Origin of the sequence: Pseudomonas sp. CROZ-RG-20F-R04-15 (assembly GCF_022662375.1) — a bacterium.
GTDB lineage: Bacteria > Pseudomonadota > Gammaproteobacteria > Pseudomonadales > Pseudomonadaceae > Aquipseudomonas.
In genome coordinates, this window is the sequence record NZ_JAKNQL010000012.1 from 206132 (window position 1) to 224079 (window position 17948).

Here is a 17948-nt window from a genome sequence, read left to right on the forward strand (position 1 = left end):
GATTCGCCTACTGTCAGATCTGACAGTATTTACGACCACTCATCGGAATATGGGCTTTACGAAGGTTTCGCAGAAACGGGTTCGACCTCATAGCGAGCGCTATCGACCCAGTCAGATCCTTTCTCACTATCATTGAGGCTCTGCCTGAATAGAGACCATTGCCCGCCTGTCATCAGTGACGGTCCGGCCTGCGCTTGCCAGCCAGCCACGGGATCGACGGAAATGTTCGCGGTCAATACCAGATCAGGATTGAACCAGCTCACAACTGTTCCGACGCCTTCGCGACCGTTGCCCGCCAGGGACACCGGGTTAGTCACCCAGGTACCCGCTGCGGGTATCTCAATGGTGGGTTCATAGGTCCTCAGCACAATCGGGCGCGTTGCCGGGTCCGATTCGAATTCGCCCAGCGCCGAGACCACCTCCAGCAGAGAGTCTCCACCAGGCTGGTCGAGTTCCAGCTTTACCCACCAAGTGCGATCGGCCTTCACAAGTGCGCTTTTATTCGAACTGCCCACCTTGACCGTGACTGTGTCGCCCGACACACCGAAACCGGACACAACCAATACCCGCCCGGCATGATCGTCTTGCGTCGGGGATTCGATATCAGGCGCTTTCGGGACGACCTGATAGGTCACCGGATCGCTATCCTTCGACGTTTGAGGGTCGCCGTTGTTGTGGAAAACCTGCAGGGCCCAGATGGTTTTATCGCCCACCGGCAAGGTCACCTCGGCACGCCAGTTGCCCTCGCCATCGACATCCGCTTCGGTGAGTGGCGCAGAAGTATCGCCGAGCATCCACACCTCGACCCGCGCGTGCGGCATCCCCTTCCCGGAGAGCTCCGAAGTGCGTGACAACTTTTCTCCGCCATCCGGTCGGGTAATCTCCGGAGGCAGTACAACGGCCTTGAAGTTGCATCGCTCACTTCGCTTGGGAGGTAGCGCATAGATCGTTTGCTCCGCCCGAATGACATGCTCATCAAAAGCCAGTCCCTTGAGATCGATTGACCATTCGCCGTTAGTGAGCACGGGTTGTGCTGGAGTCAGATACTTCTGGAATCGATCGTCCCACAATTGCATCGTGGCGCCTGCCATGCCGCCCAAACCCGTGACGATCAGGTCACGGTGTACTTCGCTGTCATCAAGCGGATACGTGATGACCGGTTGTTCTATCACCGGATAAACCGTGAAAGTCCTTTTCGCTTTCGGTGATTCCAACTCCTCGGCAACCTGATGCACTTCGATCGTGTGAGGGGTATTACTGCTAAAGGGTGTGGGTCGCTGGAACGTCCAGACGTCTGCAACGACGGTCACTTTATACGTCTGTAAATCACCGCTGAAGTTGATGTACACCTCCGCCCCCGACCAACCGGTACCGCTGAATACCGGGGAAAGCCCCTCTTCGGAAGGTATGTTGAGTCCGGGCGCCAAGGGGAAAATTGTGACTTTGAGGACCTCCCAAGTGGGTGACCACTGATTATTCAAAATTTGTTTGACATGGACTTCCCGATTGTTTGAGGGTCCCCACACTACCGATGCTGTGGTTGACCATTCATTACCGACAACATCTTTCGTTGGCGCGGCCAGGTTGGGGCTGCTGGGATGACGAACGTGCACCGTGGCGCCATTGAAACCTTTGCCGCTGAAGGTCGGCCGGTATTCCGGGGTGTGCTTCAAATCGCTGACATCAGGCAGCGCGTTGTTGAGGGTGAATTCCAGTGGCAGCGATTCGATCCAGCCGTCGGAACCAATGGGAAATTTTTGAACAATTTTCAGCTTGTATGTACCAACCGGCCAGTTTGTTGCGATGGTTTCCCATATGCCATTCGCCACTTCAACAGAGGGCGGGAGTGTTGCACCCGGGCCACTGTCGATAGTGATATGCACTGTGGCGCGGTTATGGCCCGATCCAGAGAATTTGATTGTGTTCTCTGTGGGATATTCGACGACAGGGTTGCTCAACATTGGGGGGCGGATATTGAAGGAGCGGAGAGTGCTAGGCGTGGATGCAATGCCATCCACTTCCTGCACCGCAACGAGTGACAGCACTCCGGGTTCCAGGCCTGCCAGTGGGACGCTCCAGTCTCCGGACGCCACGCCGGGAATACTGATCAACGGCGGAGAGTTGACCAGATCCTTGAAAATCTTGAGGGTCGCGTTCGCCACCGCGCCTTTCCCTGTGAGGGTGAACGATGTGTTTTGTTCGCTTTGTGCAGGAGGACCGGCGATCAGAAGCACGGGAGGCCGGATTTGCAGCGACAACGTTTGGCTAGGGTCGGAGCGGTCGTTATTAAAAATCTGTACAACCACAAGGCTGATCTTGCCGAACGCTACGTCTTTGAACTCAATTTCCCACTCACCATTTGCTTTGGTCACGCTTCCGAAGCCATAAGGCTTGCCCCCGCTGGCCGGCAACACTTCAAGCTGCGCCCTTAAAATGCCGGAAACGCCCTTCAATAAAAAAGACGAATCAAGTAAAGAGCCCGACAATGGACTCGTGATCCTGGGGGCGCCGAAGAGGGCCATTTCGAAGGGAGCCGAAATCTCGGAGGTGGCACCGTCGTAAATCTGGACAGCGGATAACTTATAAGTTTGCCCCAGATTCAACGAGATTTTACTGGTCCCAGACCAATTCCCGTCCGAGCTAATAGGCGACTCGATTAGCGCACCGGCCACTCCCTCGGCGTAAACGACTGCCGTCGCCCCTGACATGCCCCCTGTGCCCGAAATTATGGGCTTTATTAAATCACTAACACTGGGACGGGTGATCGTTAAAGGATTGAGAACGAAAAATTTCTTGGTCGCTGAATGTCGATTCAGTGCGCCTGCAAAGCCCTCGCGGATGTAGATTTCATACGGCCCTTGAGGCAAAGACCTTTCCAACTTGACGTTCCAGATCTCGTTTGCCTCTACCGTAACCGTTTCGCTCAATACCTTGTCGGGAGTGTAACTTTTAAGCGTTATGACACTGCCCTTTCTAGCCCAACCTGACACATGCGTGCTCACCACACTGGCACTATCAAATCTGGCAGCCTTTCTGATCACCACCGGCTGACGTGCCCAACTCGACCATTTACCCTCGTAATCCCATTGGCCGTCGATCCAGGCAATGTGTCCAGAAGGCGTTTCTTCATGCCTGAAAGCCGCAGCCGTTCGCCAAATACCACCTGAAAACATCGCTCGTGTGAGCTCCTGAAAATCTCCGTTTTGCGAGTGAAAGTCCATCCTGACATTATGAATACGCCCATCGTTCGCCGTGGGTAGCTTGAACTCCCACCCCATGACTGGGTCAAGCTGGATCGTAGAATTCGGGTAACGAAACTCCAAAGGAGCGACCAGCGCCCCCGCGTCATCTTTTTCCATACCTGTCACTGGAAGAGAAGATTCTTCATCAGGTTGTGGGTTGTCGGGAATTTCGGTGCCTGTTCTCGGATCATCGGACATGATGGGCTTCCTTTTCGCTACCAACAGGGAGGGCGCTCCATTTAAAGTCCGGGAAGGCGTGTGTGACACCTGTCAACTCTGACAGTCCCGATGAACGGTAACTTACCCCACACCGTAATCCGTGAAGTTCTGCGACCGTAGATCGCAACTGCAGCGGCTTGCGCCGTTGCATTGAGTGAGACGGGCTTGTTGCTGGTGGAGAGGCGCTGGATCAGGAGCGAGCGATCGCGGTGGGTTGACCCTGGAAATGAGTTGCCTGGACTGGTGCTTTCGCGAGAAGGCTCGCTCCTGCATTTGTCCGGATTCCTTCAGTTGGAATCCAAATCAATGTGAGGGCGAAGCCGCTCGCAAAGCTTTTCGCGCTATCGAATCAAGCCGAAGCCGGCAACGGCTGAAAACTGAAATACTGCCGCAACGCCTGCACCAACTGGCCGAACTCCACCGGCGGCTGCAGGAGAATGAACCCGGCGTCGTAATGCAGTGGTGTGGCGTCTTCATGGCACCAGACGCAACACGCGGTGAAGTCGATGACCTGCTGGCAGCCATCGCTGGTGGGGATTTTCAGGCGTAGCTGGAAGTCGACGCCCACCATCATCGGCAACTGGCTGATCAGCATCAGCCCGTCGTCGGAGACGTTGCCCAGAAAGCCGATCGGTTTGTCGGTGACGGTATTGAACACTCTGAGGAAGTACGGCAGTTGATGCCGTTCGATCCGGCGGTCGGTAAACATGCGCAGTTCGCCATGCAAGGCTCCATCACAGAGCCGCACCTTTGCTTCGGAACGTGCCTGTGTCGCAGGCCCGCTCTCCCCGCTTCCGGTGCGACGGTCGCTACGTCGCCGTCACTTTACAACTGCCAGTCGCAGGTGTTGCTCCGGATTCAGCAACGTGGCGCCAGACCCGGGTTCTTCGACTATAGCTCAGCTTGTACACACGGCCAGATTTTGTATGACAACTGTCATCAGAAACGGGTCGGGCGCACCACGGCAGCAGCGCTGCGCGTCGGGTAATGGCCCAGGCTCTGCAAGGTTTCCAGACGGGCGCGGGCGCGGAAGGCGTATTCGCTGTTCGGGTACGAGGCGATGATGAACTGATAGGTCTGCGCCGCGTCGACGAACATTTTCTGCCGCTCGAGGCACTGGCCGCGCATCATCGACACTTCCGGCCACACGTACGGGCGGGCACGGCTGGCGCGTTCGACCTTGGACAGTTCGAGCATGACCTGCTCGCAATTGCCGCGATCATAGGCGCTGTAGGCGTTGTTCAAATGATGGTTCATCGACCAACGGGTGCAGCCCGTGACGGCGAGGACGCTGAGGGCAAGGGCGGCAATGGGTACGAATCGCATGAGGGTTCTCCTGTCTTGAGCAATGTATCGACCCATGGTCGGAAATCTTCAGGCGCGTTTGTCCCAAAGTTACCGTGTTCAATAAAGAAACCATTAAGTAGTGCAAACGAACAATGACTACACCCCAAGAGCATAGTAGCCTTCGCTAGCGCTTGAACTCAGGAGTCTTTGCATGTCCGTCCGTCGTACCAAAATCGTCGCTACCCTTGGCCCGGCCAGTAACTCGCCGGAAGTTCTCGAACAGCTGATTCTGGCTGGTCTGGACGTTGCCCGTCTGAACTTCTCCCACGGCACCCCCGACGAGCACAAGGCTCGCGCGAAGCTGGTGCGTGACCTGGCGGCCAAGCACGGTCGCTTCGTCGCCCTGCTGGGTGACCTGCAAGGCCCGAAAATCCGTATCGCCAAATTCGCCAACAAGAAGATCGAGCTGAAGATCGGTGACCAGTTCACCTTCTCCACCAGCCATCCGTTGACCGAAGGCAACCAGCAAGTGGTCGGCATCGACTACCCGGATCTGGTCAAGGACTGCGGCGTGGGCGACGAGCTGCTGCTCGACGACGGCCGCGTGGTGATGCGCGTTGATACCCAAACTGACGATGCATTGCATTGCACCGTGACCATCGGCGGCCCGCTGTCCGACCACAAAGGCATCAACCGTCGCGGTGGCGGCCTGACTGCACCAGCCCTGACTGAAAAAGACAAGGCCGACATCAAGCTCGCCGCCGAAATGGAAGTCGACTACCTCGCGGTGTCCTTCCCGCGTGACGCCGCCGACATGGAATACGCCCGTCAACTGCGCGACGAAGCCGGCGGTACTGCCTGGCTGGTAGCGAAGATCGAACGCGCTGAAGCCGTGGCCGATGACGAAACCCTCGACGGTCTGATCAAGGCCTCCGACGCGGTGATGGTTGCCCGTGGTGACCTCGGTGTGGAAATCGGCGACGCCGAGCTGGTGGGCATTCAGAAGAAAATCATTCTGCACGCACGCCGCCACAACAAGGCTGTGATCGTTGCGACCCAGATGATGGAGTCGATGATCCAGAACCCGATGCCGACCCGCGCCGAAGTGTCCGACGTGGCCAACGCCGTGCTCGACTACACCGACGCCGTGATGCTGTCTGCTGAATCTGCTGCCGGCCTGTACCCGCTGGAAGCCGTGCAGGCCATGGCGCGCATCTGCGTCGGCGCCGAAAAGCACCCTACCGGCAAGACTTCCAGCCACCGTATCGGCAAGGAATTCACCCGTTGCGACGAAAGCATCGCACTGGCGACCATGTACACCGCCAACCACTTCCCGGGCGTCAAAGCGATCATCGCGCTGACCGAAAGTGGCTATACCCCGCTGATCATGTCGCGTATCCGCTCCTCGGTGCCGATCTACGCGTTCTCGCCGCACCGCGAAACGCAGGCGCGTGCAGCGATGTTCCGTGGCGTGTACACCATTCCGTTCGATCCGGCTTCGCTGGAACCGCACGAAGTCAGCCAGAAAGCCATTGATGAGCTGACCAAACGCGGCGTTGTGGAAAAAGGCGACTGGGTCATCCTGACCAAGGGCGACAGCTATCACACCACCGGCGGCACCAACGGTATGAAGATCCTGCACGTGGGCGATCCACAGGTCTGAGTGATGCGCTGAAAAACAAGAGCCCCGCCATGTGAATGGCGGGGCTTTTTGTTGTCTGCGTGTTGATGACGCCGGCTTTCAGCGAGATGTCAACTGTCAGGTTTGACAGTTGACGCCTCACCCGCTCGCCACCTAAATGGATATCTACGCGGCATCCACAAATGCCGCATTGCTTCATCCAACGAAAGTGCGCAGGGCTATCATGAACATGCAGACCTTGAGAAACGCAGGTACGCCCGATCTGGCATTCGGCGTAAATGGCAGAGTGATCCTGACCATCCCCGATCTCCCGTTTGCGCGGATATCCGCAGTGGCTATAGGCCCGGACAGGAAGATCTACTGCGTTGGCAAGAGTGATGATTTCACTGATCCGAACCCGACATATTTTCTGGGTCGGTTCAATGACGATGGCACTGAAGACAGGGAATTTGGCGATGCGGGTTTCACTCGCGACGCTTATCCAGACGCCCGGCTGCAGCAGGTCGAGTCCTTCACCTTTCAGCCTGACGGAAAAATACTCATTTTCGCCACTGTCTACAATAAAAGGGGCGGGCTGGTCCCCGCTTTTTCCCGGTATGACACCAAGGGGCGGCTGGACACGACATTTGGCTCTCTAGGTCAAACAGTATTGAACATCGAACTGGCGCCACCCGGCAGAGCGGCTTTCGCCGTTGATCGACGCAACGTTGACGGTAACGCCGCACGCCCCAAAGGGGTGGAAGTGCTGCCTGACGGGAAGATCCTCGCCTCACATCACTATCTTTTCGATTTCCACCAGTCACACGGCCTGATTATCCGGCTCAATGCTGATGGAAAGCTGGATACGGACTTTAACCAGATCGGTTACATCACGGTGATTCATCCCGATTACAAACTCAACGCCACCATTCTGAGAGATGTGATCGTGCAGGAGGATGGCAAGTATCTGGGCTGCGGCAATGTGTATAACGACTCCGACAACCCCAGTTCGGGCATGTTCGTGCGGTACGATACTGACGGCGCGCTGGACAAGAACTTTGGCACGGGCGGATTTGTCACAATCACCGATGCCGTGCGCGCCAACCTGATCGAGGGCATGGTGCTGCAACCCAACCGACGCATTCTGGGATTCGGTGGCACGCTCAACAACGTTGGAGTGATGGTCAGCATTGAACCTGATGGCGCCCCCAATATTCAATTCAACGGCGGCAAACCTCTCTATACAGGGTTGGAACCCGATTCGATTACCACATGGACCAGCGCAACGATTCAAAAAAACGGCAGGATAGTGGTCGCTGGAGGTTTGGGTGTACCGGGACGGGCCGACATCGTCGTGGCGAGATTTATCGACGCGCAATTCGATCGGGAATTCAATGAACAAGGCTGGCTAAGGACGCATCTGGAAAACGGGGTGCAAATGGCAACCGGTCTGACCCTGCAAGAGGATGGCAAAATTCTGATTTGCGCCAACTTGCCCGGCTTGCAGGTTGCGCTGCTGCGCTATCACGCCTGAGAGCCAGAAAGCCCCCGTCACGTGAATGGCGGGGCTTTTTGTTTTGATCCTGAAGATGTGTTGACTGCCCGCGATGGCGGCTCTCCAGTCAGCGAAATCTCAATGCCGTTTAATGAATCCCGTCAACGCCGCCAACGCTTCCGGCGACTTCAGGCGCTGGGTGAACAACACACCCTCCTCCTCGATCACCTTACGGATCAACTGGCGATCCGGCGCTTTCATCAATTGCTTGCTGATACGCACCGCCTCAGCCGGCAGTTCGTCGAAACGCAACGCCACCTCCCGCGCCTTGCGCAACGCCGCATCACCACTGCTCAACGCCTCGGTGGCAATGCCCCAAGCCGCTGCTTGTTCACCGGTAAAACCCTCACCCAATAATAAAAGCTCCGCCGCTTTCGCTTGCCCGAGCAAACGCGGCAGGATCAGGCTCGAGCCGAATTCCGGGCACAACCCAAGGTTAACGAACGGCATGCGCAACCGCGCATCGCGACTGACGTAGACCAGATCGCAGTGCAGCAACATCGTCGTGCCAATGCCCACCGCCGCGCCAGCTACAGCGGCGATCACCGGTTTGCGGCATTCGAGCAGGTTGAGCATGAAGTGAAACACCGGGCTGTCGAGGTCGCTCGGCGGTTGCTGGATGAAGTCGGCTATGTCGTTGCCGGCAGTGAAGCATTCAGCGCTGCCGGTAATCAGCACGGCGTTGATCTCAGGATCGCCATCGGCCTGTTTCAGCGCTTCGGCGAGGTGGCTGTACATGGCGCGGGTCAGGGCGTTTTTCTTGTCCGGGCGATTGAGCCGCAGGGTCAGTAAACCGCGTTCGCGTTCCAGCAGAATGGCTTCGGTCATGGCGTGTCTCGCGTCTGGGATTCAGCGCTCAACCACGGCTCAAAAATACGTCAGCCAGCAGTTGGTTGCGCGGCAGTCCGGCCAGGTACAGACGCCTTGCAAAGGCGTCGACACTGGTCGTCGAGCCGCAGACTAAGGCCAGGGTTTGCCGGGAAACAAGGCGCAGTTGCGCCAAAGCGGCGGCTGACTCGGCCGCCGTCCACAACTCGACGCTGAGGTTTTCGCGCTGCGCGGCCAGTGCGGCAAGGGGCTTGGCCAGATAGTGCCCGTGATCGTCATGGGCCAGGTGAATGACACGAATGGCGCCTTGGTGATCCTGGCGCAAGGCTTCGCGCAGCACACCGAACAACGGGCCTAACCCCGTACCAGCGGCGAGCAGCCATAAAGGTCGAGTGTGCCAGTCCGGATCGTAATGCAAGGCGCCGCCGCGCAGTTCACCGAGGCGGATCGGGTCGCCGATCTGCAAGCGCCGCGCCGCATCGCTGAACTCGCCGGGCTGACGGCAATCGAGGTGAAATTCGAGAAAACGGTCTTCTTCCGGCAGGCTTGCCAGCGAATACGGCCGGGCAATGTGATTGATCCACAACACCAGATGTTGCCCGGCGCTGTAGCGCAACGGCCGCTGCGGAGTCAGGCGCAGGCGCAGGACGTTGTCGCTGAGCCAGTCCAGCGCTTCGACCACCGCCGGGCGACCGTCGGTGATCGGGTCGAAGGTGTGTACCTGCAAGTCTTCGACAACCTGACACTGACAGGCCAGGCGCCAGCCTTGCTGACGCTGTTCGGCGCTCAAGGCGTCCGGGCGATTGTCGGCAGGCAGGCCTTGCACGCATTGCACCAGACAGGCATGGCAACTGCCGGCGCGGCAGCTGTAAGGCACCGCCACACCGTTCTGATTAAGGGCATCGAGCAGATTGCTGCCCGTGGTCACTGCCCACTGTCGTTCACCGACGCGAAGTTCAGGCATCGACGTTCTCCCATGCGGCCGCACAACGATTGCGCCCGTCACGCTTGGCCCGATACAAGGCCTGATCGGCGCGCTGCAAGGCGTCGTCCAGATCATCGCCCAACGCCAGCAGCGTCATGCCCGCCGACAGGCTCAGGTTGCGCACATTCAGGCCGACCAGTTCGACGTCGGTGAAGGCGATGCGCAGACGCTCGCAGCAAGCGGTCAGCCGTTCGGCGTCGCAATCGGGCAACAGCACGACGAATTCCTCACCACCATAACGCGCCAGCACATCGCCGTCGCGCAGGCATGCCTGTGCGACGCCGGCGAAGGCCTGCAGCACCTGATCGCCCGCCGCATGGCCGTGCAGATCATTGATACGTTTGAAGTGGTCGAGGTCGATCAGCGCCAGACCGTGCACGATATCGTCGTCCATTTCATTCAGCTCTCGCGTGGCCAGACGCAGAAAATGCCGACGATTGAACAACCCGGTCAATTCATCGGTGGCGACCAGATCTTCGAGCTGCCGCATCATCCCGCGCAGGGTGTCCTGATGCGCCTGCAAGGCAAACCGGCGTTGACGCTGACGTTGTCGCGAAACCTGGACGAAGCGCGCGTAAAGCACCAGCCACGCCAGCACCATCGCAAGAATGCACACCTGCAAGGCCGCGAGCGCCGGCTCGCGCAAGCGGAAGTAGTAGCCGTCCCACAGCGTGATCGCACAGAAACTGAAGAACACCAGCAGTGCACAGCGAATGAACGCCCGCCGACTGAGATGGAACAGGCCGAACAGCAGGATCAACACGTAGAACACCAGAAAGGCGCCGCGAGCTTCATCCAGATGGGCGATCAGCCAGGTCTGCCAGCCGAGGCCCAGAAGTACCTGCACTTCGGTCAGGCTGGGATCGGCGAAGCGCAGGTTGCGCCCGCTCCAGAACAGCGCGAACAGCGCCGACTGAGTGATGACGACCAGCGCACTGCCAACAGCGACAGAAGTCAGGGACTGCTCGTAATGCCCCGTGAAAAACGCCAGCCACAGCAGCAGCAAAGCCAATCCATAGGTGGCCGCAGCGAGGGCAAAGCGTTTGAGCAAAAGACGTTGAATGGCGTTATGGGTCAATCGTTGACTCACCGTGCGATAAGAGGCTGACCGAGTGTCCTACTCTACAGACCGGCTGCCACTTTAGAGGCCCGGTCGATAAATGACCACCGATTTTCGGGCTCGAAAATTGACGTCAAAAGTGTGGCCTGCGTATACCGTCAAAAGCCCCTCACCCTAGCCCTCTCCCAGAGGGAGAGGGGACTGACCGAGTTGTTTGTTGGCAATCCGCCGACCTGAAATACCGAGCCGAACTCAAGCTTGAACAACATAAGATTCGCTCCCGCTCCTGAGCCGAACTCAGGCCTGAACAGCACGAAGATCGGCTCCCTTTCCCTGAGCCGAACTCAGCTCTGAACAGCACGAAGATCGGCTCCCTTTCCCCCTCGCCCCCCTTGGGGGAGAGGGCTGGGGTGAGGGGGTAGATCCTGACGTGCAAACCCGCTGGCCGATATTCGCCCATCCATGCGACCAACGAATGACTGCCGGCGCGTGTATGCCCCACCGAGGCGCGGTATACTGCCGCGCCTTTTTAGCGTCGCGCCAGCAGCCCCGGCGTGCCTTGAAAGGTGTCTGCGACCGACCGAAGCACCCAAGCCGCAGGCACCTTATTGAATGTTCCCGTCTTTTAGAGGAGCGCGACTCATGACCGTGATCAAGCAAGACGACCTGATTCAGAGCGTTGCCGACGCCCTGCAGTTCATTTCCTATTACCACCCCGTGGATTTCATCCAGGCGATGCACGAAGCCTACCTGCGCGAAGAATCGCCAGCGGCCCGTGACTCGATGGCGCAGATCCTGATCAACTCGCGCATGTGCGCCACCGGCCACCGCCCGATCTGCCAGGACACCGGTATCGTTACCGTGTTCGTGCGCGTCGGCATGGACGTACGTTGGGATGGCGCCACCATGGGCCTGGACGACATGATCAACGAAGGCGTACGTCGCGCCTACAACCTGCCGGAAAACGTCCTGCGTGCCTCGATCCTCGCCGACCCGGCGGGTGCTCGGAAAAACACCAAGGACAACACCCCTGCGGTGATTCACTACTCCATCGTCCCGGGCAACACCGTGGAAGTGGACGTGGCGGCCAAGGGCGGCGGCTCCGAGAACAAGTCGAAAATGGCCATGCTCAACCCGTCCGACTCGATCGTCGACTGGGTACTGAAGACCGTTCCGACCATGGGCGCCGGCTGGTGCCCACCGGGCATGCTCGGCATCGGCATCGGCGGCACCGCCGAGAAAGCTGCGGTCATGGCCAAGGAAGTGTTGATGGAATCCATCGACATTCACGAGCTGAAGGCCCGTGGCCCACAGAACCGCATCGAAGAAATGCGTCTGGAGCTGTTCGAGAAGGTCAACCAGTTGGGCATCGGCGCCCAGGGCCTCGGTGGCCTGACCACCGTGCTCGACGTGAAAATCATGGACTACCCGACTCACGCCGCCTCGCTGCCGGTGTGCATGATTCCGAACTGCGCCGCCACCCGTCACGCACACTTCGTGCTCGACGGTACAGGCCCGGCCTCGCTGGAAGCGCCACCGCTGGACGCCTACCCGGAAATCGTCTGGGAAGCCGGCCCTTCGGCCCGTCGCGTCAACCTCGACACCCTGACCCCGGAAGACGTGCAGAGCTGGAAGCCGGGCGAAACCGTCCTGCTCAACGGCAAAATGCTCACCGGTCGCGACGCCGCGCACAAGCGCATGGTCGAGATGCTGAACAAGGGTGAAACCCTGCCGGTGGATCTGAAAGGTCGCTTCATCTACTACGTCGGCCCGGTTGATCCGGTCGGTGACGAAGTGGTTGGCCCGGCGGGCCCGACCACCGCGACGCGGATGGACAAGTTCACTCGTCAGATCCTTGAGCAAACCGGCCTGTTGGGCATGATCGGCAAATCCGAGCGTGGCCCGACCGCGATCGAAGCGATCAAGGACAACAAAGCCGTGTACCTGATGGCCGTTGGCGGTGCTGCCTACCTGGTTGCTCAGGCGATCAAGAAGTCGAAAGTGCTGGCATTCGCCGAACTGGGCATGGAAGCGATCTACGAGTTCGAGGTCAAGGACATGCCGGTCACCGTTGCGGTGGACAGCAAAGGTGAGTCGGTGCACATCACCGGTCCTGCGATCTGGCAACAGAAGATCAGCGAAAGCCTGGCGGTAGAAGTGCAGTAAGCGCTTACCCCCCATAAAAACGGCCGGTTCATCCCATGGATGATCCGGCCGTTTTTGTTTGTGCAAACCGAACGCGATAAAAACGTCGTCAATGCACACAAAATGATCTTGCGCACCTGTCAGATCTGACAGGTTCATTTACTCGCGGTTCTTGTTAGCGTCAGTCCATTCACGCCTACCCTGTGCGCAATGGATTCGACCATGGCCGAGCAACAAGAACTGAGCATCACCACGCCTTCCATCGCCAAAAGCGCATCGATCGCCACCATCGGCAAAAGTTGGGGCGCTGTGGGCCCGACCGGAGCGGCAGCGTTCGAACTGCCGATTCCAGCGTCCGCCGGGCGGGGCTGGGACCCGCAGTTTTCCTTGAGCTACAGCAGTCAGAGCGGCAACGGTCCGTTCGGTCTTTCATGGAATCTGGGTGGTGTGGGTCAGATCAGCCGCCGCACCAACAACGGCGTGCCGCGTTATACCGAGCACGACGAAATCATCGGCGTAGATGGCGAAGTATGGATGCCGGAGCTGGACGAGAATGGCGAACTGAAATCCCGTGATGCCAACAGCTACAACGGCGTCGACATCGGTCCGCACAAAGTGGTGCGTTACTGGCCGCGAGTCGAAGGTGACTTTGCTTTGCGTGAGCGCTGGCAGCGCCAGACCCGAGAAGCAGATCCACCGGTGTTCTGGCTGATACATGGCGCCGATGGTTCATTGCACATTTACGGCAAAACCGCAGCGACAAGGCTCGCCGATCCCGATGCACCTGGACGCGTCGCCGCATGGCTGATCGGCGAAAGCATGAACGCCCGTGGCGAACATATCTGCTTTGAGTACAAGGCCGATGATCAGGATCCTGACCCGGTACATGACTACCGCGCCCAGCGTTATCTGCGCCGCGTGTGCTACGGCAACGGCACGGCCAGCGCCGATCTGTACAGCTGGACAACCGATACGCCCACTGACCTGGACTGGCACTTTCATTTGCTGTTCGACTACGGCGAGCGCAGCACGTCGCTGACCGATATCCCGGCCTATGACGGTGACACCCTGAAACCCTGGACAGTCCGCCCCGACCGTTTTTCAACCCATGGTCGGGGCTTTGAACTGGGCACGCGCAGACTGTGCCAACAAGCGTTGCTGTTTCATCAGTTCTCCAAGGAACAGACCGAACAACCGAAACTGGTCCGCCGCCTGCTGCTGGAATATCACCAACCGCAAAATATCGCGCAATGGACCTACAGCCAGATCAGCGCGGCGCACTATCAGGCGTTCGATGCCAACGGCGTTGTCGAGAACACACCGCCGATCGAGTTCGACTACGCCGCCTTCGATATCAATAAAACACCGCTTCAACTCTTCGAGTCCGATGTGCAGCCGGGCATCGAAGACAATAACTTCTATCAGTGCGTCGATCTCTTTGGCGAAGGCGTGCCGGGGTTTCTCTGCCGTTATGACCAGAGTTGGTATTACCGCGAACCGCTGCGCGCGACGAAGGGCGGCGATGAAATCGGTTATGGACCCTGGACCGCATTGCAAAAGATTCCGGTCGCCGATCGCAACCGTCCGGTACAGCAACTGTTGACTGATCTTACCGGTGACGGCCGACTCGACTGGGTCAGCGCGCAACCAGGCAGCAGCGGCTTTCGCACATTCACCGCGGAGCGTCAGTTTGACGATTTTGTTGCCTTCGGCCATTTCCCACCGGAGTTCTTCTCCGCCCTCTCGACACTTGGCGACCTGAGCGGTGACGGCTTGAGCAGCCTGGCCTTGATCGGGCCGAATTCGGTACGGCTGTATGCCAACCAGCGCGAACAAGGTTTCGCCGCGCCTGAGGAGGTGCCGCACAAACCCGACGACGACCGCTTGCCGCTATTCAGCAATTCTCCGACAGAACTGGTGCTGCTGGGCAATCTTCTCGGCAGCGACATGCCCGAGCTGTGCCGGATACGCCACGATGAAATCCGCTGCTGGCCGAACCTCGGTCACGGCTGCTTTGGCCAAGGTCGCAAGATCAGCGAATTGCCTTTCAACTACGAACAATTCGATTCGGCACGCGTACGCCTTGCCGACCTCGATGGCTCCGGTGCCGCATCGCTGATTTATCTGAACTCAGATACTTTCGATATTTACCTGAACCATGGTGGCAACGGCCTGGAGCAGACGCCGATCAGCGTGCCGTGGCCCGACGGCGTCCGTTACGACCGTCTCAGCCAGGTGAGTTTTGCCGATCTGCAGGGCCTCGGTTGCGCCAGCCTGATCCTGACGCTTACGCACATGCAGCCGCAGCACTGGCGCTACGATTTTGTCTCGGCCAAACCGTATCTGTTGACCGGCAGTAACAACAACATGGGCTGCAGTACCAGCGTGATCTACCGCAGTTCGGCGCAGGAATGGCTGGATGAAAAACATCGTTTGCTCACCCTCAAATGTTTGCCGGTTTGCCACTTGCCGTTTCCGGTGTCGGTGGTGAAGAAACAGCAACAGCTGGATGAAATCACCGGCAATTGCCTGACGCAGACGTTCACCTGGCGGCAAGGTTTCTACGACAGCCGTGAGCGCGAGTTCCGCGGTTTCGGCCTGTTGCAGCAAACAGACAGCGAGAGCGCCAGCGGCGCTGATGACGTCGGCTTCAGCGAACCGGTGCGGGTGTATACCTGGTTTCACACCGGGCAATCGATGAACCGGCCGCGCAGCGACTACTTCCATCAGGACACAGAAGCGGTCCCGCTCGGCGACACGCTGTTCAGCCGGCATCATCCGGACGACGACCTCGATGAGATCATTCCTGCGCACGATTACGATACCCAGTACCAGATTTCCCGGGCGCTGGCCGGCGCGGTAATCCGCAGTGAAACCTATGCCGATGCAGAGGTGGACGGCCCCGGGATCGCCACGCCTTATGTGGTCGAAGAATGGCGATATCAGGTGCGCGAAGTACGCCCGCAAGGTGCTTTTGCCGCTGCCGTTCTACTGCCGCTGGTGGTGGAAAAAATCAGCTGTCAGTACGACCGCTTTGTCGATGACCCTCTGTGTCGCAAAGAGCTGAATCTGCGCTGGAACGCCTACGGTCAGCCAACTCACGCAATCACGGTCAGCTACGCCCGGCGGCTTACCGAAAAGGCTCCGCCGCCATTTGACGACCCCGATGAGAAGCAATGGTGGTGCGACGCACATGACCCGGCGCAGCAATCGTTTTACCTGAACGAAAGCCGTTCCGCGTTCATCGATCTGGACAAGGACCTGCAGCATTGGCGTCTGGGTTTGCCCTATCAACAACGCGATAACGCGCTGGTCTTGCCAAAAGGTATGTTGCCGACGGGGCTCGACGTCGAGCAGGTGTCTTATGAATGCCTGATGGCGCATGAGGATTCGGCGCACTGGAATGTCGAGCGCGTGCTGACCACCCAGTCCGTGCAGCGTTACCTGGGTACCGATGGCAAGCAACTGGAAGATGGTGTTGCCGGGTTCGAAGCCCTGATCGGGCCACTGGAAATGGCACAACTGGACAAGACCGCGCTGGATGCTTACAGCGTACTGCCCCCGCCATTCAATGTGCGGGACGAACTGCAAAAGATCGGTTATCTGCCGATGCCGTTTCTGTTCTGGGCAGATCCATCGGGCAGTGCGGATCACGACCTGTGGTCAGCCAATTTCGGTTATGCCGAATACGCTGGCCTCGACGGGTTCTACAAAGTACAGCGTTATCGCGAAACCCTCAGCCATGGCTACACCCGCGCCGAATACGACGCTCACGCACTGGCCGTGACGCGCGTGGTGCTGCCGGACGGCTGCACCACGCGCATCGAGTACGACTACCACGCGCTGCAACCGCTGAAGATCTTTGATGCCAATGACAACGTTCAGGAAGCGATCTACGAGCCATCCGGCCAGCCAATCACCAGCAGCTTTTACGGCACAGAAAACGGCCAGCCTGCCGGTTTTTTCCCGCTGGACGAGTACAGCGTTCCAGAAGACCGGCGCCCGGAGACGGCCATCGCCGACCCGGGAAATGCCGTGCAAAAAGCCGCCAGTACCTTGCGCAAGGATCTGTTCAGCTGGATGGGACAGATGGCCAATGACAGCCAGACAACCGGCGAATGGATCGCCCGAAGGGATCTCTTGCCCAGCGGCCACATCAGGGCCAGCGCACGGCGGCGACTCGCACAACGCAGCAGCGCCCTGACACCTGCTGAGCAAACCCTGTACGCGGCCATCAGCGCGGTGCATCGCGAACCGGTGCACAGCGTCATCCTCAACGCCGACCGCTACCCCGACGATCCGGCGCAGGCGCAGATCCAGATCATCAAAGCCTGCGTCGATGGCTTTGGCCGGCCTCTGCAAACCCAGCAACTGGTCGATCCGGGCATGGCCTACGCAGTGGGCGACGATGGCGCGCTGATCGTCGAGGATGGCCAATACAAACAGGTCGAGGCCAATCCGCGCTGGCGCATCAGCGAGCGTGTCGAATACAACAACAAAGGCTTGGCGGTGCGTCAGTTCCGGCCGTTTTTTGCCGATACCCACCGCTACGTCGACGACCAGTCACTGCGCGAGCTGGGCCACTTCGATCAGGTTTTCTACGATGCGCTGGGTCGCCAGATCAGGCTGATCAACGCCAAGGGTGAATTGTCTCGCGAGGCTTACCACCCGTGGTATCACACCAGCGAAGATTTCAACGACACGGCCGAACCGCCAGCGCCGCCGAAGGCGCAACGGTCATGAGCAGCAATCTGCATCGGCGTACGCCAGCACTTGCCGTCAGCGATGCGCGCGGGATGCCGGTGCGACAGGTGGCGTATCTGCGTACTGTGGCCGAGGACACCGCGACGGCCCTGATTACCCGGCAACATCACGACCACGCAGGACGACTACTTGAACAATGGGATCCGCGTCTTTCGGTGCCTTGTCTGATCTCGGTGCACAGCCTGGTCGGGGTGCTGCTGAAGTCTGCCAGTGTCGACGCTGGCTGGCGCCTCAATTTGCCG

At 58.8% G+C, this 17948-nt stretch carries 11 protein-coding genes; 5 read left to right on the top strand and 6 right to left on the bottom strand.

Going from position 1 to position 17948, the window contains the following annotated elements; genetic code table 11:
* Window positions 1-56 precede the first annotated feature (56 nt).
* From L8H52_RS19195 to L8H52_RS19205, 3 genes are all read right to left on the bottom strand, one after another.
* The gene (locus L8H52_RS19195; RefSeq protein WP_242208147.1) at window positions 57-3440 is read right to left on the bottom strand and encodes a hypothetical protein; all 3384 of its coding nucleotides are present in this window, start codon (window positions 3438-3440) and stop codon (window positions 57-59) included.
* Between the two features lie 370 nt (window positions 3441-3810).
* Window positions 3811-4170: a PilZ domain-containing protein gene (locus tag L8H52_RS19200; RefSeq protein ID WP_242208146.1), complete on the bottom strand. Its 360-nt coding sequence runs from the start codon at window positions 4168-4170 to the stop codon at window positions 3811-3813.
* A gap of 230 nt (window positions 4171-4400) precedes the next feature.
* Entirely contained in the window at window positions 4401-4787 is a 387-nt protein-coding gene (locus L8H52_RS19205) for a tetratricopeptide repeat protein (protein ID WP_242208145.1), read from the bottom strand.
* Between the two features lie 172 nt (window positions 4788-4959).
* Here L8H52_RS19205 and pyk point away from each other — a divergent pair, with 172 nt between their 5' ends.
* Both pyk and L8H52_RS19215 read left to right on the top strand, forming a co-directional pair.
* Window positions 4960-6411: a pyruvate kinase gene (gene pyk, locus L8H52_RS19210; protein WP_242208144.1), complete on the top strand. Its 1452-nt coding sequence runs from the start codon at window positions 4960-4962 to the stop codon at window positions 6409-6411.
* A 202-nt stretch (window positions 6412-6613) separates the two neighbouring features.
* Window positions 6614-7903 (top strand): hypothetical protein, encoded by a 1290-nt coding sequence (locus L8H52_RS19215; RefSeq protein WP_242208143.1) that lies wholly within the window; start codon window positions 6614-6616, stop codon window positions 7901-7903.
* Between the two features lie 99 nt (window positions 7904-8002).
* Here the strand turns inward: L8H52_RS19215 and L8H52_RS19220 are convergent, their stop codons facing one another.
* The 3 genes from L8H52_RS19220 to L8H52_RS19230 are packed head-to-tail and all read right to left on the bottom strand — an operon-like array spanning window position 8003 to window position 10815.
* Window positions 8003-8752 carry an enoyl-CoA hydratase-related protein gene (locus L8H52_RS19220; RefSeq protein ID WP_242208142.1) on the bottom strand — a complete coding sequence of 250 codons (750 nt, stop codon included), beginning with the start codon at window positions 8750-8752 and terminating at the stop codon, window positions 8003-8005.
* A 28-nt stretch (window positions 8753-8780) separates the two neighbouring features.
* Window positions 8781-9716 (bottom strand): iron-sulfur-binding ferredoxin reductase, encoded by a 936-nt coding sequence (locus L8H52_RS19225; protein WP_242208141.1) that lies wholly within the window; start codon window positions 9714-9716, stop codon window positions 8781-8783.
* Window positions 9709-10815 carry a GGDEF domain-containing protein gene (locus tag L8H52_RS19230; RefSeq protein ID WP_242208140.1) on the bottom strand — a complete coding sequence of 369 codons (1107 nt, stop codon included), beginning with the start codon at window positions 10813-10815 and terminating at the stop codon, window positions 9709-9711. Before L8H52_RS19230 ends, L8H52_RS19225 begins: the two co-directional genes overlap by 8 nt.
* A gap of 624 nt (window positions 10816-11439) precedes the next feature.
* Here L8H52_RS19230 and L8H52_RS19235 point away from each other — a divergent pair.
* The 3 genes from L8H52_RS19235 to L8H52_RS19245 all read left to right on the top strand — a co-directional run.
* Window positions 11440-12963: a fumarate hydratase gene (locus L8H52_RS19235; RefSeq protein WP_122589657.1), complete on the top strand. Its 1524-nt coding sequence runs from the start codon at window positions 11440-11442 to the stop codon at window positions 12961-12963.
* 201 nt (window positions 12964-13164) lie between these two features.
* Window positions 13165-17685 (top strand): SpvB/TcaC N-terminal domain-containing protein, encoded by a 4521-nt coding sequence (locus L8H52_RS19240; protein WP_242208139.1) that lies wholly within the window; start codon window positions 13165-13167, stop codon window positions 17683-17685.
* Window positions 17682-17948, top strand: a 267-nt coding sequence (locus L8H52_RS19245) for a hypothetical protein (protein ID WP_242208138.1), incomplete at its 3' end; no start/stop codon positions are given. The genes L8H52_RS19240 and L8H52_RS19245, both read left to right, overlap by 4 nt.